Annotated in this window: 22 protein-coding genes; 8 read left to right on the top strand and 14 right to left on the bottom strand. The window is 73.0% G+C overall.

Annotation, left to right across the window (positions count from 1 at the left end; translation table 11 throughout):
• Nucleotides 1-8: 8 nt before the first annotated feature.
• Both Q2K16_RS14885 and Q2K16_RS14880 read right to left on the bottom strand, forming a co-directional pair.
• Nucleotides 9-266 (bottom strand): WhiB family transcriptional regulator, encoded by a 258-nt coding sequence (locus Q2K16_RS14885; protein ID WP_067311984.1) that lies wholly within the window; start codon nucleotides 264-266, stop codon nucleotides 9-11.
• A gap of 444 nt (nucleotides 267-710) precedes the next feature.
• Nucleotides 711-1,661, bottom strand: coding sequence for a diacylglycerol/lipid kinase family protein (locus tag Q2K16_RS14880; RefSeq protein WP_302746122.1), 951 nt, complete (start codon nucleotides 1,659-1,661; stop codon nucleotides 711-713).
• A 42-nt stretch (nucleotides 1,662-1,703) separates the two neighbouring features.
• Between Q2K16_RS14880 and Q2K16_RS14875 the strand changes: the two genes are divergently transcribed.
• Entirely contained in the window at nucleotides 1,704-2,093 is a 390-nt protein-coding gene (locus Q2K16_RS14875) for a hypothetical protein (RefSeq protein WP_302746120.1), read from the top strand.
• Nucleotides 2,094-2,136: 43 nt separating this feature from the next.
• Here Q2K16_RS14875 and Q2K16_RS14870 read toward each other — a convergent pair whose 3' ends face one another.
• The 3 genes from Q2K16_RS14870 to sodN are packed head-to-tail and all read right to left on the bottom strand — an operon-like array spanning nucleotide 2,137 to nucleotide 3,502.
• Nucleotides 2,137-2,544 carry an ATP-binding protein gene (locus Q2K16_RS14870; RefSeq protein ID WP_145921526.1) on the bottom strand — a complete coding sequence of 136 codons (408 nt, stop codon included), beginning with the start codon at nucleotides 2,542-2,544 and terminating at the stop codon, nucleotides 2,137-2,139.
• Complete coding sequence (locus Q2K16_RS14865) at nucleotides 2,541-3,101, bottom strand: GNAT family N-acetyltransferase (RefSeq protein ID WP_302746119.1); 561 nt, start codon at nucleotides 3,099-3,101, stop codon at nucleotides 2,541-2,543. Before Q2K16_RS14865 ends, Q2K16_RS14870 begins: the two co-directional genes overlap by 4 nt.
• Nucleotides 3,098-3,502 carry a superoxide dismutase, Ni gene (sodN, locus tag Q2K16_RS14860; RefSeq protein ID WP_088645999.1) on the bottom strand — a complete coding sequence of 135 codons (405 nt, stop codon included), beginning with the start codon at nucleotides 3,500-3,502 and terminating at the stop codon, nucleotides 3,098-3,100. Before sodN ends, Q2K16_RS14865 begins: the two co-directional genes overlap by 4 nt.
• An 84-nt stretch (nucleotides 3,503-3,586) precedes the next feature.
• On the opposite strand from sodN, the gene Q2K16_RS14855 reads away from it, so the two are divergent.
• From Q2K16_RS14855 to Q2K16_RS14845, 3 genes are all read left to right on the top strand, one after another.
• Nucleotides 3,587-3,937 carry a S24/S26 family peptidase gene (locus Q2K16_RS14855; protein ID WP_302746118.1) on the top strand — a complete coding sequence of 117 codons (351 nt, stop codon included), beginning with the start codon at nucleotides 3,587-3,589 and terminating at the stop codon, nucleotides 3,935-3,937.
• Between the two features lie 140 nt (nucleotides 3,938-4,077).
• Nucleotides 4,078-5,256 carry an NAD(P)-dependent malic enzyme gene (locus Q2K16_RS14850; protein WP_302746117.1) on the top strand — a complete coding sequence of 393 codons (1,179 nt, stop codon included), beginning with the start codon at nucleotides 4,078-4,080 and terminating at the stop codon, nucleotides 5,254-5,256.
• A 110-nt stretch (nucleotides 5,257-5,366) separates the two neighbouring features.
• Nucleotides 5,367-6,329, top strand: a complete 963-nt coding sequence (locus tag Q2K16_RS14845; RefSeq protein ID WP_302746116.1) for a zinc-binding dehydrogenase — start codon at nucleotides 5,367-5,369, stop codon at nucleotides 6,327-6,329.
• A gap of 12 nt (nucleotides 6,330-6,341) precedes the next feature.
• Here the strand turns inward: Q2K16_RS14845 and Q2K16_RS14840 are convergent, their stop codons facing one another.
• The 4 genes from Q2K16_RS14840 to pta form a co-directional block, all read right to left on the bottom strand.
• Entirely contained in the window at nucleotides 6,342-7,319 is a 978-nt protein-coding gene (locus Q2K16_RS14840; protein WP_302746115.1) for an alpha/beta hydrolase family protein, read from the bottom strand.
• A gap of 39 nt (nucleotides 7,320-7,358) precedes the next feature.
• Nucleotides 7,359-8,258 carry an alpha/beta hydrolase family protein gene (locus tag Q2K16_RS14835; RefSeq protein WP_302746114.1) on the bottom strand — a complete coding sequence of 300 codons (900 nt, stop codon included), beginning with the start codon at nucleotides 8,256-8,258 and terminating at the stop codon, nucleotides 7,359-7,361.
• An 87-nt stretch (nucleotides 8,259-8,345) separates the two neighbouring features.
• A complete protein-coding gene (locus Q2K16_RS14830) occupies nucleotides 8,346-9,467 on the bottom strand; it encodes an acetate/propionate family kinase (RefSeq protein WP_302746113.1) in 1,122 nt (373 codons plus the stop codon).
• Nucleotides 9,464-11,539, bottom strand: a complete 2,076-nt coding sequence (gene pta, locus Q2K16_RS14825; RefSeq protein WP_302746111.1) for a phosphate acetyltransferase — start codon at nucleotides 11,537-11,539, stop codon at nucleotides 9,464-9,466. Before pta ends, Q2K16_RS14830 begins: the two co-directional genes overlap by 4 nt.
• 249 nt (nucleotides 11,540-11,788) lie before the next feature.
• On the opposite strand from pta, the gene Q2K16_RS14820 reads away from it, so the two are divergent.
• Both Q2K16_RS14820 and Q2K16_RS14815 read left to right on the top strand, forming a co-directional pair.
• A complete protein-coding gene (locus Q2K16_RS14820) occupies nucleotides 11,789-12,391 on the top strand; it encodes a hypothetical protein (protein ID WP_302746110.1) in 603 nt (200 codons plus the stop codon).
• On the top strand, nucleotides 12,384-14,591 hold the full coding sequence (locus Q2K16_RS14815; protein ID WP_302746108.1) for a bifunctional polysaccharide deacetylase/glycosyltransferase family 2 protein: 2,208 nt from the start codon (nucleotides 12,384-12,386) through the stop codon (nucleotides 14,589-14,591). The genes Q2K16_RS14820 and Q2K16_RS14815 overlap by 8 nt, the downstream gene beginning before the upstream one ends.
• A 23-nt stretch (nucleotides 14,592-14,614) precedes the next feature.
• Here Q2K16_RS14815 and Q2K16_RS14810 read toward each other — a convergent pair whose 3' ends face one another.
• The 5 genes from Q2K16_RS14810 to Q2K16_RS14790 form a co-directional block, all read right to left on the bottom strand.
• Nucleotides 14,615-14,794, bottom strand: a complete 180-nt coding sequence (locus Q2K16_RS14810) for a DUF6104 family protein (protein ID WP_088645992.1) — start codon at nucleotides 14,792-14,794, stop codon at nucleotides 14,615-14,617.
• Nucleotides 14,795-14,872: 78 nt separating this feature from the next.
• The gene (locus Q2K16_RS14805; RefSeq protein WP_302746105.1) at nucleotides 14,873-18,682 is read right to left on the bottom strand and encodes a multifunctional oxoglutarate decarboxylase/oxoglutarate dehydrogenase thiamine pyrophosphate-binding subunit/dihydrolipoyllysine-residue succinyltransferase subunit; all 3,810 of its coding nucleotides are present in this window, start codon (nucleotides 18,680-18,682) and stop codon (nucleotides 14,873-14,875) included.
• A gap of 310 nt (nucleotides 18,683-18,992) precedes the next feature.
• Entirely contained in the window at nucleotides 18,993-19,817 is an 825-nt protein-coding gene (locus tag Q2K16_RS14800; protein ID WP_302746104.1) for a DUF2705 family protein, read from the bottom strand.
• Nucleotides 19,814-20,746 carry an ABC transporter ATP-binding protein gene (locus tag Q2K16_RS14795; protein WP_302746102.1) on the bottom strand — a complete coding sequence of 311 codons (933 nt, stop codon included), beginning with the start codon at nucleotides 20,744-20,746 and terminating at the stop codon, nucleotides 19,814-19,816. The genes Q2K16_RS14800 and Q2K16_RS14795 overlap by 4 nt, the downstream gene beginning before the upstream one ends.
• A 152-nt stretch (nucleotides 20,747-20,898) precedes the next feature.
• Nucleotides 20,899-21,564, bottom strand: a complete 666-nt coding sequence (locus Q2K16_RS14790; protein ID WP_302746100.1) for a hypothetical protein — start codon at nucleotides 21,562-21,564, stop codon at nucleotides 20,899-20,901.
• Between the two features lie 198 nt (nucleotides 21,565-21,762).
• On the opposite strand from Q2K16_RS14790, the gene Q2K16_RS14785 reads away from it, so the two are divergent.
• Both Q2K16_RS14785 and Q2K16_RS14780 read left to right on the top strand, forming a co-directional pair.
• Nucleotides 21,763-22,542: a GNAT family N-acetyltransferase gene (locus tag Q2K16_RS14785; RefSeq protein ID WP_302746098.1), complete on the top strand. Its 780-nt coding sequence runs from the start codon at nucleotides 21,763-21,765 to the stop codon at nucleotides 22,540-22,542.
• Nucleotides 22,539-23,399: a lysophospholipid acyltransferase family protein gene (locus Q2K16_RS14780; protein WP_302746096.1), complete on the top strand. Its 861-nt coding sequence runs from the start codon at nucleotides 22,539-22,541 to the stop codon at nucleotides 23,397-23,399. Before Q2K16_RS14785 ends, Q2K16_RS14780 begins: the two co-directional genes overlap by 4 nt.
• Nucleotides 23,400-23,503: the final 104 nt, after the last annotated feature.

Below are 23,503 nucleotides of genomic sequence, written 5' to 3'. Positions count from 1 at the left end.
CGGTTTTTTCAGGCGGAGTGAGCGCGCAGCACCCGGAGACCGCCACGGCGCTTGACCGCGCGGCGCTCCTCTTCGCTCATCCCGCCCCAGACGCCGGCGTCCTGACCGGACTCCAGTGCCCACTGGAGGCACTGGTCGGTCACGGAGCAGCGCCGGCAGACGGCCTTGGCCTGCTCGACCTGCAGGACAGCAGGGCCGGACGTCCCGATCGGGAAGAACAGCTCCGGGTCCTCGTCGCGGCAGACGGCATTGTGACGCCAGTCCATGGCGGCAACACTCCTCATTCTGGATGGATGGCAGATAACGCTGGTGCTTTTCTTATATCCGTCCGCAGTGCCGGTCGTCACGGTTCGCGTTCGACTATTCGGCAATGCGTGAGCAGACTCGTTTTTAGCGCCTGGGCCTGCTGGAACTGCTCATCCGGCCGAGCATATCCAGGCAATGTCCCGGTAACTCAAGTTCGCTTGTGAATACTTTCACGAACGAACGCGATGTCAAGGGGTGACGCTCGGAAAAACTCCGCTCGGTGAGCAAGCTCACGACCCTTTTGTCCGGTTTTCAGGCTTCCCTGCCACCCGGCGTACCACAGTCGAGGATCAATATAGTACAGTCCGCGTGACATTGCTGACATTTCCGGCACTCCTTCTCGGTGTGGCGGCCCTCGCGCCGCGCGGTGTCCCGACCGCTCGACCTAGGGCGTTACCCGAGACCTAGCAGATTACTCTCAGTGCGCCGGAAACGGAGGTGAATCTGACCTTGTGTCGCTCGCCGAGGTAGTCGCCGTCGAGTTGGAAGGCCTGCGGGCGGGCCGAGACCAGCGTGAACTCCTCCAGATCGTGCAACCGGAGCACATGCTTGCCGTGCGGATCGGGGTGTCGGGACAGGAACTGGGTCACCGTCCGTGTCGTACTGGCGACGCGGAGCTGACGGAGCGCCAGCACGTCCAGCCCGAGATCGAACGACGCCTCCGGGTTAGGGTTGATCTCCCGGTCGCCGAGGTACGTCCACGGCGCGGTGTTCTGGATGATCACCGTCGCCAGCTCGCCCTCGGCCGGCTCGCCGGGCTGCTCCAGGCTGATCGCCGGATGGCGCCGGTCGGAGCCGAGGAAGTAGTGACTCAGGGTGGAGCGGAAGTAGAGCGACGGTGAGGAGACCCGCCCCCGCCGCCGGGCCTGCTCCACCCGGTGGATCACCGCCGCGTCCAACCCGAAGCCGGCGCAGAAGGTGAAGTAGCGGTCGTCGGCCCGGCCCAGCCCGATCGTGCGGGACCGGCCCAGCCGCAGCCCTTCCAGGATCATGCTGGTGCCGTCCGCCCACTCCCGGGGCAGGCCGAGCGCGCGGGCGAAGACGTTCGTCGAGCCGCCCGGAACGGTGGCCAGCGCCGGCAACCGCTCCGCCGGAGAGCCGCCGGTGCGGATCGTCGGGGGATCGGCCGTCATCAGGCCGTTGACCACCTCGTTGACAGTGCCGTCACCACCCAGGGTGACCACCAGGTCGACGCCCTCCTGGGCGGCCTCCCGGGCCAGGTCGGTAGCGTGGCCCCGGCGTCGGGTGTACCGCACCGACAGGTCTACTTGGCTGCGCAGCGCCCGGACCAGCACGTCCCGGCTGCGTTCGCTGGTGGTGGTGGCCTTCGGATTGACCACCAGGACGGCCCGCATGGCCGGCACTTTACGTGATGGGGCAGGGGTATCGTGGCCCGCGTGACGATCGACTCCGCGCCGGTTCCCGACACCCTGCGCTGGGCGGTACGCCTGCTGCGGGGCGAGGCCGTCGCCCTGGCGCTGCTCGCCGGCTGGCTGGTCTGGGCCGACCTCACCGCCACCAAGACCGACCTGGTCTCGGCACTCTTCGTGACCGGGTTCGCCATCGCGGGCGCGGTCGCGCTCTGGGCGTTGGGCGGGGCGCTGGCCCGCCGTCGGGCCGGTGCCCGTGCCCCGGCGATGGTGCTGGAGTTGATGCTGCTGCCGGTCGGCTGGTTCATGATCTCGGGCGGGCTGGGCTGGCTCGGCGTCCCCCTGATGGCGCTCGGGGTGGGCGTCTGCGCGCTGTTGGTCAGCCCGCCCACCACCCGCGCCCTGGGCTTCGGCTGACCCACGCCGCCCGGGCGTGGCGCGGTGACGCCGGCAGGTCCGGTCAGTAGCCGGCAGAGCGGCGGGTCAGCAGCGAGATGGTGGCCCGGCCCTGGGTGGACTCGGCCGCCGCCGCCGTGGTCAGCGCGGTGAGCACCTTCCAGGCGAACGAGGACTCTCCCGGCAGGGCCGCGCCGCGCACGGTCGGCACCGTCACCTCGACGGTCAGCGCGTCCTCGGTGACGGAGAACCGGCACTCCAACTCGGCGTCGCGGGTGGCGATGGCGAGCAGCATCGCGCACGCCTCGTCGACCGCGATGCGCAGGTCCTCGATCTCGTCGAGCGCGAACTGGAGGCGGGCCGCGAGCCCCGCCGTGGCGGTGCGCAGCACGCCCAGGTAGCCGCCGTCGGCGGGCACGGTGAGGTGCACGACGTCGTCGTCGGTCGCTGGCTGGCCGGTCAGTTGAGTCACGCCTCATCCCCCCGGTCCGGGACTCTACCCGGCCGGGCGGACACCCGCGTGGCCGACGTCACCCCTTCGGCCGCGAGGTCGTGCAGGGCCGCCCCGTCGAGCCGGTAGGGCACCCACTCGGTCATCGGCTCGGCCCCGATCGAGGCGTAGAACCGGGCGGCCGGATTCCAGTCGAGCATCCACCACTCCAGCCGCCGGTAGCCGCGCTCCACGCAGATCGCGGCGAGGGTGGCGAGCAACGCGCGGCCCGCGCCGGTGCCCCGGTGCGCGGGGCGGACGTACAGATCCTCCAGGTAGATGCCGTGCACGCCGGCCCAGGTGGAGAAGTTGAGGAACCACAGCGCGAAGCCGACCGGCTGGTCGTCGTCGCCCACCGCGACGTGCCCGAACAGCGCCGGGGCCGGCCCGAACAGGGCGGTGTCGAGCTGTGCCGGGGTCAGCCCGCACCGGTCGGCGGCCTTCTCGTAGTCGGCCAGCTCGTGCACCATCGCGACGATGGCCGGCACGTCCCCAGGACGCGCCGGCCGGATCGTCGGTGCCGTGGCGGGCAGGGTCACGCCTGCTTGGTCTCCCAGAAGATCTTGGAGATCTCGTCGATCTTCTGGAGCAGCTCGTCGGCCTTGGCCGGGTCGGTCGCACCCTTGGCGCCGGCCGCGCCGGCCGCCTTGGTGGCCTCGTTGAACAGCTGGTGCAGGTGGGGGTACTTCTCGAAGTGCGGCGGCTTGAAGTAGTCGGTCCAGAGCACCCACAGGTGGTGCTTGACCAGGTCGGCGCGCTGCTCCTTGATCAGGATCGCCCGGGTGCGGAACTCGGGGTCCGTGTTCGCCTGGTACTTCTCACAGATCATTTTGACCGACTCGGCCTCGATCCGGGCCTGCGCCGGGTCGTACACGCCGCAGGGCAGGTCACAGTGTGCGCTGGCGGTCACACGGGGCGAAAGGATGCGGGGAAGTCGCATCAGGTTCCTCCATGGGATGTTTGCGATGATCCGAGCCGACATTACTCCTGAGGACGTCCCCGGCAGGGACGGAGGGGAAACCTTGTGACGGTCGGCGGCTCGGGTCCCACCCTTCGGGCGCGTGCCCCGCTCACCGCCGTCGGCGTGACCGGACCGTCCATGTCACCCACCCTGCACCACGGCGACGCCCTGCTGGTCCGCCGGGGCGGCCGACCGGTCCGCCCCGGCGACGTCGTGGTGGCCGTCTTCCGCAGCCGTCCGGACCTGTTGGTGGTCAAGCGCGCCGTACGCCCCCAGGACGGCGGGTGGTGGCTGCACGGTGACAACGCGTTGGTCACCGACGACTCCCGGGCGTACGGGGTGGCCGACGTGCTGGGCCGGGTGGTGTTCCGCTACTGGCCCCGCCCCGGCCGGCTGCCCCCCGCGCCGATATGACCCTCCTCACAACCCGACGCCTGTGGGCTGACTATGCTCGGGAGGTGCCCGGGTGACCCCCGTACCGCGTGTCGCCGCTCCGCCTCACCTCGCGCCCTCGCGCCGGCCGCTCCGTCTGCTCGACAGATCCTGGAGTCACCATGTCTGCGTCCACCGTGGATCCCGCTGATCCCGTCTTCCGACTGCACCTCGGCGGCAAGCTCGCCGTCGCCTCGACCGTCCCGCTGACCAGCCGCGAGGACCTCTCGCTCGCGTACACCCCGGGGGTGGCCCGGGTGTGCGAGGCGATCGCCGCCGACCCCGCCCTGGTCGACGACTACACCTGGGTGTCGCACACCGTCGCCGTCGTCACCGACGGCTCCGCCGTGCTCGGCCTCGGCAACATCGGCCCGCGCGCGGCGCTGCCGGTGATGGAGGGCAAGGCGGTGCTGTTCAAGCAGTTCGCCGGCGTCGACGCGGTGCCGGTCTGTCTGGACACCCAGGACGTCGACGAGATCGTGGCGACGGTCCGGGCCCTCGCCCCGTCGTTCGGCGGGATCAACCTGGAGGACATCAGCGCCCCGCGCTGCTTCGAGGTGGAACGGCGGCTCGACGAGGCGCTGCCCATCCCGGTCTTCCACGACGACCAGCACGGCACCGCGATCGTGGTGCTGGCCGCGCTGCGCAACGCGGCCAGCCTGCTGAACCGCAAGCTCGGCGACCTGCGGGTGACGGTCAGCGGGGCCGGTGCGGCCGGGGTCGCGGTCACCCACATGCTCGTCGCCGGGGGAGTGGACCCCGAACAGGTGGTGGTCTGCGACTCCCGGGGCGTCATCGGCCGGCACCGCGAAGACCTGACCGAGACCAAGGCGCACCTCGCCGAGACCACCAACGCGCAGGGACGGCGCGGAGACGTCACCGAGGCGCTGCGCGGCGCGGACGTGCTGATCGGCGTCTCCGGTGGGCGGATCCCCGAGACGGCCGTCGCCGGGATGGCCCCCGGCGGCATCGTCTTCGCGCTGGCCAACCCCACCCCCGAGGTGGACCCGGAGGTCGCCGCCCGACACGTGGCGGTGGTCGCCACCGGGCGCAGCGACTACCCCAACCAGATCAACAACGTGCTCGCCTTCCCCGGGGTGTTCCGGGGCGCGCTGGACGCCCGGGCCACCCGGATCACCGACGGGATGAAGGTGGCCGCCGCCGACGCGATCGCCGGCGTGGTCGACGGGTCACTCAGCCCGGACGCCATCGTGCCGTCCCCGCTCGACCCCCGGGTCGCCCCCGCGGTGGCGGAGGCGGTGGCCCAGGCGGCCCGCCACGACGGCGTCGCCCGCGCCTGAGCCGCCGCGTCACGCGCCGCCCGGCCGGCGCGCGACGCGGCGTCGACCGGACGGGAAGGGTCCGGGCCGGCCGGCCCGGACCCTTCTTGAACGATCGTTCCGCTGTTACGGTGCGGATCATGCGTGCCGCCTATGCCTCCCGGTTCGACGCCGACAACCCGCTCGCCGCGCTCACCGTCGGTGACCGCCCCGAGCCCGCCCACCTCGACGACGACTGGGTGACCGTGCAGGTGCGGGCCAGCTCGCTCAACCACCACGACCTGTGGTCGCTGCGCGGGGTGGGGCTCGCCGACGGTCAACTGCCGATGATCCTGGGCTGCGACGCGGTCGGCGCCGACCCGGACGGCAACGAGGTGGTGATCTACCCGGTGCTGCCCACCCCCGGCGACCCGCGGGGCGTCTCCATCCTCTCCGAGCACTACCAGGGCACCCTCGCCGAGCGGGTGGCCGTACCCCGGATGAACCTGCTGCCGCTGCCGACCGGCCTGTCGGCGACCGACGCGGCCTGCCTACCGACCGCCTGGCTCACCGCATGGCGGATGCTCACCACCCGGGGCCGGATCGCCGACGGCGAGGCGGTGCTGGTGCAGGGAGCCGGCGGCGGGGTCGCCACCGCCGCCGTCGCGCTCGGCCTGGCACTGGGCAAGCGGGTGTACGCCACCAGCCGCGACGCCGCCAAGCGGGACCGCATCGCCGCGCTGGGAGCGACGGCGCTGGAACCCGGTGCCCGGCTGCCGGAGCGGGTCGACGTGGTGATCGAGACGGTCGGCGCGGCCACCTTCGACCACTCGTTGAAGTCGGCCGCCCCGATGGCCCGGATCGTGGTCGCCGGCGCGACCTCCGGTCACCTGCCGCCGGTGAACCTGCGCCGGGTCTTCGCCATGCAGTTGGAGATCCTCGGCACCTCGATGGGCACCCCGGGCGAGCTGACCGAGCTGCTCGCCTTCTGCGCCGAGCACGAGGTGCGCCCGGTGGTCGACAGCGTGGTCCCGTTCAGCCGGGTGGCCGACGCCTTCGCCCGGCTGCACTCCGGCGAGGTCTTCGGCAAGGTCGTGGTCGACCACACCGCCTGACCTTCGGCCGGCTCAGAGGCGGTCGTCGAGGGTGGCGATGTCGCCCCGGGTGGCCGAGGCGGGCAGCCGGTCCCGGGCCGCCGCGTCGCCGTAGAGCGTCCAGCGGAGGAACTCGACGGTGGTGTCGGAGACCACCCGCAGGGCCGTGTCGTCGCCGAGCAGGGCCCGGCCGTGGTCGCCCCGGGTCAGGCTGAGCATCGCCTTGGGCCACGGCACCGCGTCGTAGACGGCCCTGCCGGCGGCGTAGTCGACCACCTCGTCGGCCCGGCCGTGCACGAACAGTTGCGGGGCGGCGGCCCCGGCGAAGGCGGTGCCCACGCCCAGCCCCGTCCCGGCGAGGACCACCCCGGCGCGTAGCCGCTCGTCGCGGCCGGTGGTGAACAGGCCGATGGTGGTCACCCCGCCGGCCGAGTGCCCGGCGGCGGCGACCCGGTCGGTGGCCAGCAGGCCGCGCAGCGGATCGCCGGCCTTCGCGTCCAGCGCCAGCACCTTGTCGAGCACGTACGACACGTCGGCGGGCTGGTTGAGCACGTCCAGGACGCTGCCGTCGGTGCCCTTGCCGGTGTGCGGGAACATCGGCGCGGCCACCACGAAACCGGCCGCCGCCCAGCGGGTGGTCAGCGCCCGGTAGTCGGTCGGCCGCCCGTCGAGGCCGTGGCTGAACGCCACCACCGGGAACCGCCCGGCGGCCACGGTGGCGTCGCGCTGCACCGCCCCGCCGGCGGTGCCCCGGGCCGGGTACCAGAGGGTCACCGGCAGCGGGCGGTCGCCGCCCCGGTTCAGCGTGAGCTGCCGTACGCCGACCGCGAACGCCTGCGTCGGCGCGGTGCCGGCGGGGATGGGCGACGCCTGCGGGGTGGCCCCCGGGGCGCTGGCCGCCGGCGTCGGTGACGGGGCGGCGGGGCGCGCGGGCGGAGACGCCGAGCAGCCGACGAGGCCGGCGGCCAGCAGCGCGGCGGTCAGCACGACCGGGGTACGGCGACGGGACATGAGAACGATTGTGCCTGCCCGTGACGGCTGCCCGGCGGGCTACGGTCCGGCGTCGGCCAGCCGGTCGTCGAGGGTGGTGACCCCGGGGCGGGTGGCGTCGGCACGCAGCCGGCGGCCGGCCTCCCGGTCGTCGTAGAGGGTCCAGCGGAGGAAGTCGGTGACGGTGGCGAGCACCTGGTCGAAGCCCGGCCGGCCCGGGGTGAGGTATTCGCCGTGGCCCTGGCCGAGCACGCTGAGGAACGCCTTCGGGCCGGTCGCCCGCTGGTAGCCGGCCCGGCCGACGGTCAGCGGCACCACCGGGTCGGCGGTGCCGTGCACGAACAGCAGCGGGGCACCCGGCCCGGCGAAGGCGCCGGCCAACCCGCCCCCGGCGATGATCACGCCCGAGCGCAGCCGGGCCGGGTGCCCGGAGGTGAACATGCCGGCCGTGGTGAAGCCGCCCGCCGAGTGCCCGGTCGCGGCGAACCGGCCCACGTCCAGGTGCCCGGCGAGCGGGTCACCGGCGCGGCTGTCGAGCCGGACCAGGTGCCGGATCACCCGCCAACCGTCGGCGGGCTGGTTGCGGACGTCGGCGCGGCTGAACCGGACCGCCCGCCTGTTGGTGTGCGGGTAGGTCGGCGCGGCCACCACGAAACCGGCGGCGGCCCACCGGGTGGCCAGCGCGGCGTGCAACTCGGGGAGGCTGCGCAGGCCGTGGCTGTGCAGCACCACCGGGAACCGGCCCGGAGCGACCCGGCCCCGCACGGTCGGGTACCAGAGCGTCACCGGCAGCGGGCGCGGCCCGGCCGGGTCGACGGTGAACGTGCGTACCGCGACCGGCAGGGCCTGCTCCGGGGCGTGCCGGGCCGGCGGCGGTGGGTCGGTGGCGGCGGTGGCCGGGCCGCAGCCGGCGAGCAGCGCGGCCAGCACCGCCACGGCGCACGGCCGCCTCACCCCCATGACTGCACCGTAGGTGGTCGACGGCCCGGTCCGGCCCGGCCGTCCGGACGATGCCGGTCACCGCCCCGGTCGGTCCGGCTCCACCACTCAGGGGGCGTCGGCCAGCACCGCGCGGGTCTGCCGGGCGATCTCCCGTTCCTCGTCGGTGCCGACCACGCAGACGCTGACCTCCGCGCCGGCCGGGGAGATCACCCGGTCGCCGGTGCCGGCGTTGCGGTCCGGGTCGACGGCGATGCCGAGCCGGTCCAGCCCGGCCAGGGCGGCGGCCCGCACCTCGGGGGAGTGCTCGCCCACCCCGGCGGTGAAGGTGATCGCGTCCGCCCCGCCCAGCAGCGCGTGGTACGCCCCGACGTAGCCGGTGATCCGCCGGCAGTAGACGTCGAAGGCGAGCATGGCGACAGGGTCTCCGGCGGCCCGGCGGGCCTGCACCTCCCGCATGTCGTTGGCCCCGGTGAGGCCGAGCAGCCCGCTGCGGTGGTTGAGCAGGTCGTCGATCTCGTCGACGCCCATCCCGCCCTCGCGGCGCAGGTGGAAGATGACCGTCGGGTCGAGGTCACCGCTGCGGGTGCCCATCACCAGCCCCTCCAGCGGCGACATCCCCATCGAGGTGGCCACGCTGCGTCCGCCGTCCACCGCGCAGGCGCTCGCCCCGTTGCCCAGGTGCAGGCTGATGGTGCGCAGCCGGTCGTACGGCCGGTCGAGCAGCTCGGCGGTGCGCCGCGACACGTACGCGTGGGAGGTGCCGTGGAAGCCGTACCGGCGGATGTCGTGGCGGCGGGCGGTGTCCAGGTCGATGGCGTACGTGGCGGCGGACTCGGGCAGGGTGTGGTGGAACGCGGTGTCGAAGACCGCCACCTGGGCGACGTCCGGCAGCAGTTCCCGGGTGACCGCGATGCCGGCCAGGTTGGCCGGGTTGTGCAGCGGGGCCAGCGGCACCAGGTCCCCGATCGCGGCGACGACGGCGTCGTCGATCCGGCCCGGTGCGCTGAACAGCCGGCCGCCGTGCACCACCCGGTGCCCCACCGCGGTCAGCCCGGCCAGGTCGAGCCGGCCGAGGATGTCCCGGACGGCGGTGGCGTGGTCGGCCGGACCGCCACCCGGCTCGCCGACCCGCTCCACGGTGCCGTGGTCGACGCTCGAATCCCCGTCGTAGAGCCGGTACTTCACCGACGACGACCCGCAGTTGAGCACCAGCACCCGGTCGGTCACGACCCCTCCTCCGACGATCCGGCCGCCTGGATGGCCGTGATCGCCACCGTGTTGACGATGTCGGCGACCTTCGCGCCCCGGGACAGGTCGTTGACCGGCCGGCGCAGGCCCTGCATGACCGGGCCGACGGCCACCGCCCCCGCCGACCGCTGCACCGCCTTGTACGTGTTGTTACCCGTGTTGAGGTCCGGGAAGATGAACACGGTGGCCCGGCCGGCGACCGTGCTGCTCGGCAGCTTCGTCGCCGCGACCTGCGGATCGATCGCCGCGTCGTACTGGATCGGCCCCTCGACCAGCAGGTCGGGCCGGCGCTCGCGGACCAGCCTGGTGGCGGTGGCGACCTTCTCCACGTCGGCCCCCGCGCCGGAGGCCCCGGTCGAGTACGACAGCATCGCCACCCGGGGTTCGATGCCGAACCGGGCTGCCGTGTCGGCCGAGGAGATGGCGATGTCGGCGAGCTGGGCGGCGTCCGGGTCGGGGTTGACCGCGCAGTCGCCGTAGACCAGCACCCGGTCGGCGAGCAGCATGAAGAACACGCTCGACGCCACCGAGACGCCCGGCACGGTACGGATGATCTCGAAGGCGGGGCGGATGGTGGCGGCCGTGGTGTGGGTGGCCCCGGAGACCATCCCGTCGGCGTGCCCGGTGGCCACCATCATGGTGCCGAAGTAGTTGGGTTGGGCCACGATGTCGTGCGCCAGCTCCACGGTGACGCCCCGGTGGGCGCGCAGCGCCGCGTACCGGGTGGCGAAGTCGTCCCGCCAGGCGCTGCCGGCCGGGTCGACCACCTCCGCGCCGGTCAGGTCGATGCCCAGCTCGCGGGTACGGCGGGCCACCTCGTCGGGGCGGCCGAGCAGGGTCAGGTCGGCCACCCCCCGGCGGAGCAGGATCTCGGTGGCCCGCAGGATGCGTTCGTCGGTGCCCTCGGGCAGCACCAGCCGACGGCGGTCGGCGCGGGCCCGGTCGATCAGGTCGTACTCGAACATCAGCGGGGTGACCCGCTCGGAGCGGCTGACCCGCAGCCGGCGGGCCAGGTCGACGGTGTCGACGTGGCCCTCGAACGCGCCGAGCGCGGCCTCCACCTTGCGCGGGTTGGCCGGGCCGGGCCGGCCCTCGATGTGGCTGGACGCCTCGACCGTGTCGTAGCTGTCGCTGGTCACCGAGAGCACGGCGAAGCCGGTGTTGAGCCGTTCGACCAGGCGCATCGCCCGGGGGTCGGGCTGCTCGCCGAGGGTGAGCACCACGCCGGCCAGCGAGACCTGCCCGGCGACGTGCGCGGTGGCCGCCGCGACCAGCAGGTCGGCCCGGTCACCCGGGGTGATCACCAGGGCCCCCTCGGTCAGGTGGTCGAGCAGGGTCGGCACGTGCGCCGCGCCGACCACGTAGTCGAGCACGTCCCGGCCGAGGGCGGCGTCGTCGCCGGCCAGCAGGGTGGCGTCGAGCGCCGCCGCCACCTCCGCCACCGTCGGCGCGGACACGCTCGGCACCTCCGGGATGGCGTACGCGGGGACCGGCAACTCGGGCAGGGTCAGGGCCCCGGTCACCCGGTTGGCGATCACCGCCAGCACCGTCGCGCCCAGGTCGGCCAGATCGTGGTACGCTCCGCGCGCCGCCGCCGTGACCGCCTCCGGCTGCTGCCCGAAGCCGTCCACCACGGGCACCACCACGCTGCCGAACTCGGTGGCCAGCCGGGCGTTGAAGGCCAGCTCCCGGGGGCCGGCGGTGTCCCCGCCGTCGGTGAAGTCGCTGCCCACCACGATCACCGCCGGGCAGCGCCGTTCCACCGCCCGGTACCGCCCGACGATCCGGGAGATCAGCTCCTCCCGCCGGCCGTCGGCGACCAGGGCCGCCGCCTCGGCGTACGTGGTGCCGGTCAGGTCGGCCTCGGGCAGGTCGATCCGGTAGCGGTCGTGCAGGAGGGCGAGGATCGGGTCGTCGCCGGTGTCGGAGACCAGCGGCCGGAACACGCCGATCCGTTCGACCTGCCGGGAGAGGAGTTCCGCGAGGCCGAGGGCGATGGTCGACTTACCCCCGCCGGACCCCACGCTGGTCAGGTAGACGCTGCGGGCCACGGCACCACCCTAGGAGATCACGTCGTGTCCCGCCCGGGACCTTCGCCCTGAACCGTCGCCGGCAGGTGTGTGCCGGTGCGACCCGAGTCTCATTCGTGGGACGAGCTGGAAGCTGAGCGATCCTCGTGCCTAAACTCGCATCCCATGACTGCCGACCGGCTGAGCAGGAAGAATGCGCCACTCGAAGGATCGAATCCCGTGGGCGCGCTGGATGGTCGGCCGACTTTCGATCCACATCGTACCGAAGACGTGACGGTAGTCGATGGGCCGACCGTGCTGCTCGACCGCACCGTCGGCCCGACCGACGGACCCACCGCGTTGATCGCCGCCGTGCCCCCGCCGGTCCCCGTCTTCGTCGACCCCAGCGGTCGCCGCCACTCCCGGCTGCGCTGGCTCGCGTACGCCCTGGGGCTGGTGGTCCTGATCTACTCCGGGCTGGTCGGGGTCAGCTTCGCCGGGGGGATAGCCCCGCACGCGGTGCTCCCCTTCGTCGACGAGGTCGCGCAGCCCGAGCGGTCGTCACCGCCAGCCCGGACGGCCACCACCACCCCGGCCGCCCCCGCCACGACCACCGGCGCCGGGGCACCGACCGTCGCCCCCCGGGCGTCCCGGGGGAGCGGTCCGGCAGTCGCCCCGGCCCCGTCCGCCACCCCCGGCGCCGCCAGCCCCTCGCCCTCGCCGAGCGCCAGCCGGTCGCCGAGCCGCGGCCCGGCCACCTCCACGGCGTCGCCCCGGCCGACCCGGTCGACGCCGCAGGCCACGACGCCGAACCCGCCGACGCCCACTGACGAGCCGCCCGCCTTGCCCGATCCGCTCCCCGGCGGTGCCGACGGCGTCCACGTCGATGGTTGAGCCGGCCGGCCCGGCCACCCGCCGTCGCGTCCCCGGGTCGACCCGGCGGCGCACACCCGGGCCGGCCCGGCGGCGGGCGGTGCCGCCGCCGAGCGGAATCCTGCTGGGCACGGTGCTCGCGCTGCTGGCCGGTGTGCTGCTGGTCGGCGCGTACGCCAACGCCTCCTTCGCCCCGGACCGCCGGGACAGCGTCGCCGGGCAGCGGGAGGTGCCCACCTCCGTGGTGACCGGCGGGCCGATCATCAGCGCCAGCAGCGAGCTGGTCCGCTCCTACCGGCTACCACCGCGCACCATCGCGTTGACCTTCGACGACGGCCCCCACCCGGTCTGGACCCGCGAGGTGCTCAAGGTCCTGGACGCCCACCAGGTCAAGGGCACGTTCTTCGTGCTGGGCTCGCAGGTCGCCAGGCACCCCGAGGTGGCCCGCGAGCTGACCGATGGCGGTCACCAGCTCGGCGTGCACACCTTCACCCACCCCGACCTCGCCGAGCTGCCGGCGTGGCGGCAACGCCTGGAGTACGCCCAGACCCAGCTCGCCGTGGCCGGCGCCACCGGGTCGCGGACCTCGCTGGTGCGCTTCCCGTACTCGTCGCATCCGGGCGCGATCGACAACCGGGACTGGCCGGTCGTCACCGCCGCCGGTGACCTGGGCTACCTGACGCTCCTCAACGACACCGACAGCCAGGACTGGTCGCTGCCCGGGGTGGACCGGATCGTGGAGAACGCCGCACCGGACGGCGACGCCGGTGCGGTCACCCTCTGGCACGACGCCGGGGGCGACCGGTCGCAGACCGTCGCCGCCCTCGACCGGTTCATCCCGATGATGAAGGAACGGGGGTACCGGTTCGTCACCGCGACCGAGGGGTTGAACCTCGCCTTCGCCGCCGCCGGGGTCGACCACCGGATGGACGCCGCCACCCCCGCCGGCACCGGGGAACGGTGGCGCGGCCGGACGCTGATCTGGGCGGTGCAGGGCGCCGACAGCGCGCTGACCGTGTTCGGCGGCCTCTTCGTCCTCGTCGGGCTGCTCACCGTGGGTCGTACCCTCGTGTTGTTCGTGCTGGCCGGGCGGCACGCCCGACGACGGCGGGCCAAGGGCTGGAGCTGGGGGCCGCCGGTCACCGCGCCGGTCTCGGTGATCGTCCCGGCCTACAACGAGAAGGAGGGGATCGCCGCGGCGGTCCGCTCCCTGGCCGGTGGCGACCATCCCGGCGGGATCGAGGTGATCGTCGTCGACGACGGCTCCACCGACGGCACCGCCGACATCGTCGACGCGCTCGGCCTGCCCAACGTCCGGGTGGTCCGCAAGCCCAACGGCGGCAAGCCCAGCGCTCTGAACACCGGCCTGGCGCTGGCCCGGCACGACCTGATCGTGATGGTCGACGGGGACACCGTCTTCGAGCCCGACGCGGTCCGCCGGCTGGTGCAGCCCTTCGCCGACCCGCAGGTCGGCGCGGTGGCCGGCAACGTCAAGGTCGGCAACCGGCGCAGCCTGATCGCCAAGTGGCAGCACATCGAGTACGTCATCGGGTTCAACCTCGACCGGCGGCTCTACGAGACGCTGCGCTGCATGTCCACGGTGCCGGGCGCGATCGGCGGGTTCCGGCGGGAGGCGCTGCGCTACGCCGGGGGGATGACCGACGACACCCTCGCCGAGGACACCGACATCACCATCGCCCTGGGCCGGGCCGGCTGGAAGGTGGTCTACGAGGAGACCGCCCGCGCCTGGACGGAGGCCCCGGCGACCATCGGGCAGCTCTGGAAACAGCGCTACCGGTGGAGCTACGGCACCATGCAGGCGATGTGGAAGCACCGGCGTTCGGTGCTCGACCGGGGCGCGTCGGGCCGCTTCACCAGGCGCTGCCTGTTCTTCCTCAGCCTCTTCGGGGTGCTGCTGCCGCTGCTCGCGCCGGTGATCGACCTGCTGGCCCTGTACGGCCTGTTCTTCCTCGACCGGCGGGCCACGGCGGTGGCCTGGCTGGTCATGCTCGGCGTGCAGACCGTCACCGCCGTGGTGGCGTTCCGGCTGGACCGGGAGAAGCTCGGGGTGCTGTGGGTGCTGCCCCTGCAACAGTTCGTCTACCGGCAGCTGATGTACCTGGTGATGGTGCAGGCGGTGGTCACCGCGCTGACCGGGGGCCGGCTGGGCTGGCAGAAGCTGCGGCGTACCGGCCTGGAACCGGCGGTGCGCAACGGCTGACCCCCCCGCTGGGATGGGGGCGGTCAGTCCTCGTCGAGGTCGTCGAGGCGGGCCAGCCAGGTGGCGAACCGCTCGACAGGCGTCTCGAACTCGGGGTTGAGGTCGACGAAGTCGCGCAGCCGCTCGCCCAGCCACTCCAGGGTGACCTGCTCGTCCCCCCGCCGCTGCACCAGCTCCTCGATCCCACGATCGGTGAAGTACACAGTGCTCCTCGTTGCTCGCTGACGGGCCCGGCCCGCGCCCTGGACAGGGGCGGGCCGGGTGGGTCGGTACGGATCGGGTCAGGGGCGGGGCAGCGCGGCGTCGATCAGCGCGGTCTGCTCCACCTCGTGCATCTTGGCCGAGCCCACCGCCGGGGCGGCGGCGGCGGGCCGGGAGATGCGGCGCAGCCGGACGTCGGCCAGGTGCTCCAGCAGGTTGAGCGCGACGAAGCTCCACGCCCCCTGGTTGGCCGGCTCCTCCTGCACCCAGGCGAAGTCCTCCGCGTTCGGGTACGCCGCCAGCGCGTCCCGGATCTCCTGCACAGGCAGCGGGTAGAGCTGCTCGATCCGGACGATCGCGGTGTCGGTGACGCCGCGTTCCTGCCGGGCCTGGAACAGGTCGTAGTAGACCTTGCCCGAGCAGAGCAGCACCCGCTTGACCTGCTCCGGGGCGGGCGCGGCGGTGTCGGCCAGCACCGGGGCGAAGGTGCCGGTGGTGAAGTCCTCCACCGGGCTGACGCAGAGCTTGTGCCGCAGCAGCGACTTCGGCGTGAACACCACCAGCGGCTTGCGCTTGGGCGAGAGGGCCTGGCGGCGCAGCAGGTGGAAGTAGTTCGCCGGGGTGGTCGGGACGGCCACCCGCATGTTGTCCTCGGCGCACATCTGGAGGAACCGCTCCGGTCGGCCGGAGGTGTGATCCGGGCCCTGTCCCTCGTGGCCGTGCGGCAGCAGCAGGGTGACCGCGGAACGCTGGCCCCACTTCACCTCGCCGGAGGAGATGAACTCGTCGATCACCGACTGGGCGCCGTTGACGAAGTCACCGAACTGGGCCTCCCAGCAGACCAGCGCGTTGACGTTCTCCACCGAGTAGCCGTACTCGAAGCCCATCGCGGCGTACTCGCTCAGCAGCGAGTCGTGCACGAAGAACCGGGACCGCTCGCCGTCGGCGGTGAGCGACTTCAGCGGCAGGTGGTCCTCGCCGGTCTTGGCGTCGACGATCGAGGCGTGTCGCTGGACGAAGGTGCCCCGGCGGGAGTCCTGCCCGGCGAGCCGGACGGTGATCCCGTCGTGCAGCAGCGAGCCGAACGCGATGATCTCGCCGTACCCCCAGTCGATGTTGCCCTCGACGGACATCCTGGCCCGCCGGTCGAGCAGCTGCTGGATGCGCTTGTGCGGGGTGAAGCCCTCGGGCAGGTTGACGTGCGCCTCGCCGATGGCCTTGACCACTGCGGCGTCGGTGGCGGTCTGCACCTGCGGCTCCGGCTCCTCCTCGCGGCTGGGCCGGCCGACCTGGCGCGGGGTGGTGGCGGCGTCCCGGGTGGCCTTGAAGACCCGCTCCAGCTGCGACTGGTAGTCGCGCAGCAGCTCCTCGGCGTCCTCGACGGTGATGTCGCCCCGACCGATCAGCTCCTCGGTGTAGAGCTTGCGGACCGACCGCTTCGAGTCGATGATCTTGTACATCTGCGGGTTGGACATCGACGGGTCGTCGCCCTCGTTGTGCCCGCGCCGGCGGTAGCAGACCATGTCGATCACGACGTCCTTGTTGAACGCCTGCCGGTACTCGAAGGCCAACCGGGCCACCCGGACCACGGTCTCCGGGTCGTCGCCGTTGACGTGGAAGATCGGCGCCTGGATCATCCGGGCCACGTCGGTGCTGTAGAGGCTGGACCGGCTGTACTCCGGGGCGGTGGTGAACCCGACCTGGTTGTTGACCACCACGTGCACGGTGCCGCCGGTGCGGTAGCCGCGCAGCTGGGACAGGTTGAGCGTCTCGGCGACGACGCCCTGCCCGGCGAACGCGGCGTCGCCGTGCACCGCCAGCGGCAGCACGGTGTAACCCTCCAGCTTGAGGTCGATCCGGTCCTGCTTGGCCCGGACGATGCCCTCCAGCACCGGGTCCACCGCCTCCAGGTGCGACGGGTTCGCCACCACCGACACCTTGACCGAGTGGTCGCCGTCCGGGGTGGTGAACTTGCCGTTCTGGCCCAGGTGGTACTTCACGTCGCCGGAGCCCTGGGTGGACCGCGGGTCGAGGTGCCCCTCGAACTCCGAGAAGATCTTCTCGTACGGCTTGCCGACGATGTTCGCCAGCACGTTGAGCCGGCCCCGGTGCGCCATGCCGATGACGACCTCGTCCAGCCCGTCCTCGGCGGACGCCTCCAGCACCTCGCCGAGCAGCGGGATCAGCGACTCGCCGCCCTCCAGCGAGAACCGCTTCTGGCCGACGTACTTGGTCTGCAGGAAGGTCTCGAACGCCTCGGCGGCGTTGAGCCGGTTGAGCACGTGCTTCTGCTCGTCGGCGGCCGGCTTCTCGTAGCGGCGCTCGATCCGCTCCTGGATCCAGCGGCGCTCCTCCGGGTCCTGGATGTGCATGTACTCGATGCCGAGCCGACGGCAGTACGAGTCACGCAGCACGCCGAGGATCTCGCGCAGCTTCATCCGCTGCTTGCCGGCGAAGCCGTTGACCGGGAAGGTGCGGTCGAGGTCCCACAGGGTCAGCCCGTGCTGGAGGACGTCCAGGTCGGGGTGCTTGCGGATGGTGAACTCCAGCGGGTCGGTGTCGGCCATCAGGTGGCCCCGGACCCGGTAGGCGTGGATCAGCTCGTGCACCCGCGCGGTCTTGTTGATCTGGCCTTCGGAGTCGACGGCCACGTCCCGCACCCAGCGCACGGGCTCGTACGGAATGCGCAGCGAGGTGAAGATCTGGTCGTAGAAGCCGTGCTCGCCGAGCATCAGCTCGTGCATCACCTTGAGGAACTCGCCGGACTGCGCGCCCTGGATGATCCGGTGGTCGTACGTGCTGGTCAGCGTGATGATCTTGCTGACCGCCAACTCGGCCAGGGTCGCCTCGCTCATCCCCTGGTAGGGCGCGGGGTACTCCATCGCACCGACCCCGATGATGGCGCTCTGCCCCTGCATCAGCCGGGGGATCGAGTGCACCGTGCCGATGCCGCCCGGATTGGTCAGCGAGATCGTCGTGCCGGAGTGGTCCTCCATGGTCAGCTCGTTGCGGCGGGCGCGCCGGACCACGTCCTCGTACGCCTGCCAGAACTGCCGGAAGTCCATCTGCTCGCAGCCCTTGATGGACGGCACCACCAGGTTGCGGGTGCCGTCGGGCTTGACCAGGTCGATGGCGATGCCCAGGTTGACGTGCTCCGGGCGGACCATCGCCGGCTTGCCGTCGACCTCGGCGTACGAGTTGTTCAGCTCCGGGTGCTCGACCACGGCCCGGACCAACGCGTACCCGATCAGGTGGGTGAAGCTGACCTTGCCGCCACGCCCCCGGGCGAGATGGTTGTTGATCACGATGCGGTTGTCGACGAGCAGCTTGGCCGGGACCGCGCGCACGCTGGTGGCGGTCGGCACGGACAGCGAGGCGTCCATGTTCTGCACGATCCGGGCGGCCACCCCGCGCAGCGGCGTGGTGCCGGCGGCGCTGGCCGACGGCGCCTTCGCCGCCGGCTTGGCCGGGGCGGCCTTCTCGGTGGCCGCCGGCTTCGCGGCGGACTTGGTGGCGGTCTTCGCGGTGGCCGGCTTGGCGGCGGTGGCCGGCTTGGCGGTGGCGGCCGGCTTGGCGGTGGCGGCCGGCTTGGCGGTGGCGGCCGGCCGGGCATCGGCCGTCGCCGCCGTCGCGGCGGGCCCGGTCGCGACGGTGGCGACCGGCTCCTGCTGCTCGGCCGGCTCCGCCGTCGCGGCCGGTGCGGCCTTGCCGTCAGCCGGGCGCGGGGTCGCGGCACCGGGGGCGGGTCGGTAGTCGGCGAAGAAGTCGTGCCAGGCCGAGTCGACGCTCGACGGGTCGGCGAGGTAGCGCTGGTACATCTCCTCGACGATCCACTCGTTCGGGCCGAAACCCGCCAGTGGGTTCTCCTGCGAAGTCTGCTGGGTCGACACGGCCGGTAATCGCCTCTTTCACGCGGGTTTGTGTGTCACGCGGTGTCCGCCGTCGTCCGTACGTGCGCGTGGACGGGAGACGGCTCCCAGGCTACGCCGTGCAAATACGATAGGCATTTCCACCTCCGGGGGGTGGGCGGTTTCACAGAAGATATCGAAAGTCAATCAGCTCTTCGTGTCCCGCCGACTCCGTACCGGAGCGGGTGCGAGGCGGAGAGTCGCCGGGCCGGGCCGCCCGGAAAGCGCCAGGAGGAACACCGGCCCGGCGCGACGGGTCGTCGCGCCGGGCCGGTGCGGAGAACGGGTCGGGTCAGGAGATGTCCCGCCGCCGCATGGTGAGCGTGCCGATCGCGCCGGCCACCACCGCGTACCCGATGAGGACCACCGCACCCGCCCAGCGCGGCGGGTTGCCCGGGATCTCGGTGCCGCTGACCATCAGCGACGACGCCAGCGACGGCACCAGCACCTGGAGGTCGTTGATCCAGTCACCCCAGCGGGCGGCCAGGATGCTGATCGCGATGGCCGCGCCGACCGCGCCACCCAGGTAGAGCAGGATGCCGGTGACCGTGGCGCCGATCTGGCTGCGGATCAGCACCCCGATCCCGACGCCGAGCACCGACCAGAGCAGGTACGCCAGGCCGTTGAGCGCGGTGGCCCGCCAGACCGCGCCGCTGCCGAGCTGCGAGCCCAGGTCGACGCTGTTCATCACCAGTGCCCCGAAGGCCAGGTTGAACACGGTGGTGACCAGCCAGAACAGCACGGCCAGCACGGCCGCGGCGGCCAGCTTGGCCAGCATCACCGCCGTCCGGTGCGGCACGGTGAGGAAGGTGGTGGTGACCGTCTGGTGGAAGAACTCGCTGGTCACCACGATGATGCCGAGCAGCATCACGATCATCAGACCGAAGAACTGCCCGTTGGTGTAGACGTTGGCGGCCAGGCTGTCCACCGACTGCGCGGCCTGGATCTGGTCGGCCTGGTCGGCCGGCACTTCGCCGAAGTCGTTGCTGGCCAGCGCGTCGGTCTGCAACCAGTTGATCAGGGCGGTGAGTGCCCACAGCGGCACCGTGATCAGCCCGAAGATCCACCAGGTGCTGGTGGTACGGATCTTCAACAGCTCGGATCGGACCAGGTTCATCGGATGCCCGCCTTCCCGGCCGTCAGCTCCAGGAACACCCGCTCCAGGTCGGGTCGTTCCGGGGTCAGTTCGTGCAGCTCGATCTTGGCGGCCAGCGCGGCCCGGCCGATCACCGGCGCGTCCACCCCGCTGACCAGCAGCAGGCCGTGCTCGTCGGTCTCCACCGTGGCGGACTGCTCACGCAGCGCCACGGTCAGCTCCTCGGCCTGCGGGGTACGCACCCGCACCCGGCCGCCCTGCGCCATCGAGCCGAGCACCTGCTCCACCGGCCCCTGCCGGATCAGCTTGCCGGCCGCGATGATCACCACGTCGTCGGCGAGGAGCTGCATCTCGGACAGCAGGTGGCTGGAGACCAACACGGTGCGTCCCTCGTGGGCCAGCCCCTTGAGGAAGCCACGCATCCAGCGGATGCCCTCCGGGTCGAGACCGTTGGCCGGCTCGTCGAGGATCAGCACCTGAGGGTTGCCGAGCATCGCGGCGGCGATGCCGAGCCGCTGCTTCATGCCCAGCGAGTAGCCCTTGAACTTGCGCTTCGCCGCCGGGGTGAGCCCGACCAGGGCCAGCGCCTCGTCGGCCCGGCTCCTGGGCAGGCCGGCCGCCGCGCAGATCACCCGCAGGTGGTTGATGCCGGTACGGCCCTTGTGTGCGCTGGACGCCTCCAGCACCGCGCCCACGTGCCGCAGCGGGTCGGTCAGGTCGGCGTACCGCCGGCCGCCGATGGTCGCCGTGCCACCGGTCGGGGTGACCAGGTTCAGCAGCATCCGCAGGGTGGTCGTCTTGCCCGCCCCGTTCGGGCCGAGGAAGCCGGTCACCCGACCGGACTCGACCGTGAAGGACAGGTTGTCGACCGCCCGGACGTTCTTGTACTGCTTGGTCAAACCGGACACGACGATCTGGCCGGTGCTGGGGCTCCACTGCCCGTCGGACATCGTTCTCCTCCCGTGCGGCGGCGCGCGGGGCACCGCGTTCTGTGACGCCGTTGCGCGGAATGCGCCGCTGCCAGCCTTGCTGGTCAGGTCAAGTTACGCCATCAGCCCTGGTCGTTAGGCCCTGCTCCGACTCAGGCAGGAGCGGGTCGTCCTCAGGGACGAGACTCGGAAGGCAGCGCGACCCAGGTGGCGCGGGCCCGGCCCAGCAGCCCGCCGGCACCGTCGTAGAGGCTGGTACGCACCACCGCCAGGCGTCCCTCGACGGTGTCCACCGCCCCGGTGACCACGTACTCCCCGCCCGGTTCGGGCAGCGCGTCCAGCGTCACGGCGAGCCGGCCCAGCACGTACGGCCGGCCCGGAGCGATCACCCCCCAGCCCCCGGGACAGTCCAGCGCCGCCCACACCGTCGGCGCGCTCACCTGAGCAGGCGTCCGCCACGGCGCGGCGGTCCGGCCGTCGGGCAGCCGCCCGGGGTAGATCCGCAGGCCGTCCGGGTGCTCCGGGCCGCAGACGTAACAGCCGGGGAAGGGGTGGTCCACCAGTCCCGGGTAGCCGGCCGAGGCGGTCCGCGCGGTCGCCGGGTCCGCCGGGGGGACCGGGGCGGGTGGAGCACCGGCCGGGCGTACCTCGGCGACCATGCGCCCGTCGGGGTCGCGCACGTGGCCGTCGGTGAGGGTGAGCGGGGTGTCCAGCGGCGGCGGGCGACGCAACGTCACCTCGACCGGCCCGTCCGCGCCGTACGCCCCGGCGAAGATCCCCGCGCTCCAGCCGCCGTTGCCCGTGCCGGGCGGCCCCTGGTACCGCGCCTCGATGATCATCGCCCCTCCACCGTGTCGTCGGCCCGGCCGGCCGGGCACCCGCAGGCAGCCTCGCACGCCCCGGCCGGGCCTCCCAACCGCCCCACCGGCCCCGTGAACCACCCTGGTCACACCCGGGACCGGTCCTGCCGACCGGCGTTCACCGGATCGACACCCGTCCCCGGGTGGCCGGCAACCCGGGGCACCTACACAGGTCCCATGGCTGTTCTGCATGCCGCTGGCGCACCCCTGACGACCAGTGGATACACCCTGCTGATCGCCGACGACCCGACCCAGGTCGCGGCCGCGCAACGCCTGCGCCACGAGGTGTTCGCCACCGAACTCGGCGCGACCCTGCGCCCGGGTGCCGCCGGGCTGGACACCGACGACCTCGACGTCCACTGCGACCACCTGATCGTCCGCGAGGAGCGGACCGGCGCGGTGGTCGGCACCTACCGGCTGCTGCCTCCCGGCCGCACCGATCACCGGTACGCCGCCGGCGAGTTCGACCTGACCCCGCTCGAACCGCTGCGTGACCTGCTGGTCGAGACCGGCCGCTCCTGCGTGCATCCGGACCACCGCTCCGGCGCGGTGCTCAACCTGATGTGGGCGGGACTGACCCGCTACCTGCACCTGCGCGGGGTGAACTGGCTGGGCGGCTGCGCCTCGGTGCCGGTCGGCGACGGCGGCCGGGCCGCAACCGAGACGTGGGCGCTGGCCGGGGCGGGGCACCTCGCGCCCCCGCTGATGCGCCTCCGCCCGCTGCGGCCCTGGTTCGCCGAGCCGGGCGCGGCGGCACCGGCGTCGGCCACCGGGGACCCCGCCGGGCGGGCGCTGATCCCCCCGCTGGTCCGCGGCTACCTGCGGCTCGGCGCGTGGGTCGCCGGGGAACCGGCGTACGACCCGGACTTCCGCTGTGCCGACTTCTACCTGCTGTTCTCGTTGGACCGGATGAACCCGCGCTACCGCCGGCACTTCCTGGGCGGGGTGATCCGGTGAGCGCCGAGTTGTGGCGGCCGACCGCCGGCTGCGGGCCGGACTGCCTGCCGGGGGCGGGGCGGGCCGGGGCGCCGCCCGCCCGGCAGGTGGCGCGGCTGGTGGGCGTACTCGGGATGCTGCTGGCCGGGGTGGGCCTGGCCGTGCTGCTGCCGGTGGTGCCGGCGGCGCGGCGGGCGGCGGTGCTGCGGGGCTGGGCCCGGCGGACCGCCGGGGCGCTCGGGGTGCGGTTGGTGGTGCGCGGGCGGCTGCCCCGGCGACGGGCGCTGCTGGTCGCCAACCACGTCTCCTGGCTGGACGTGTTCGCGGTGCTGGCGGTCGCGCCGGCTCGGCTGCTGGCCAAGCGGGAGGTGCGGAACTGGCCGGTGCTGGGGCTGCTGGCCCGCGCCGGTGGCACGGTCTTCGTCGACCGGGCCCGGCCCCGGGACCTGCCGCGCACGGTGGCCCGGCTCGCGGCCACCCTGCGCGCCGGTCACCCGGTCGCGGTCTTCCCCGAGGGTACGACCTGGTGCGGCGTCGTCCCCTCGGCCGGCTGCCGACCGCGTCGGGGCTTCCGGCCGGCGGTCTTCCAGGCGGCCGTCGACGCCGGTGCCCCCGTGGTGCCGCTGCGGATCAGCTACCGCTGTGCTGCCACCGGGGCGACGACCACCACCGCCGCCTTCCTCGGCGACGACACGCTGTGGCGTTCGGTACGCCGGGTGCTGGCCGCCCGGGATCTGGTGGTCGACATCGCGGTGACCGCCGCCCTGCACCCGGTCCCCGGCGCGGACCGCCGGGTGCTGGCCCGGGCCGCCGAGTCGGCCGTGCACCTGCTGCCGCCCCGCCCGGTCGTCGGGGCGGGCCTCGGCCTGGCCGCCTGACCCGCGGGCCGCGATCGGCCCGCGTCGTCCGCGTGATCGACTCGTGGGGGCCGATGTTGCGGTGACCTGCTCGCGGGATACCGCTGGATCGGCTCAGATAAGTG

This window comes from Micromonospora cynarisoli (assembly GCF_030518815.1).
Lineage (GTDB): Bacteria > Actinomycetota > Actinomycetes > Mycobacteriales > Micromonosporaceae > Micromonospora > Micromonospora wenchangensis.
Note: the sequence above shows the minus strand (reverse complement) of the source record. Positions and strands in the feature narration are given on the sequence as shown.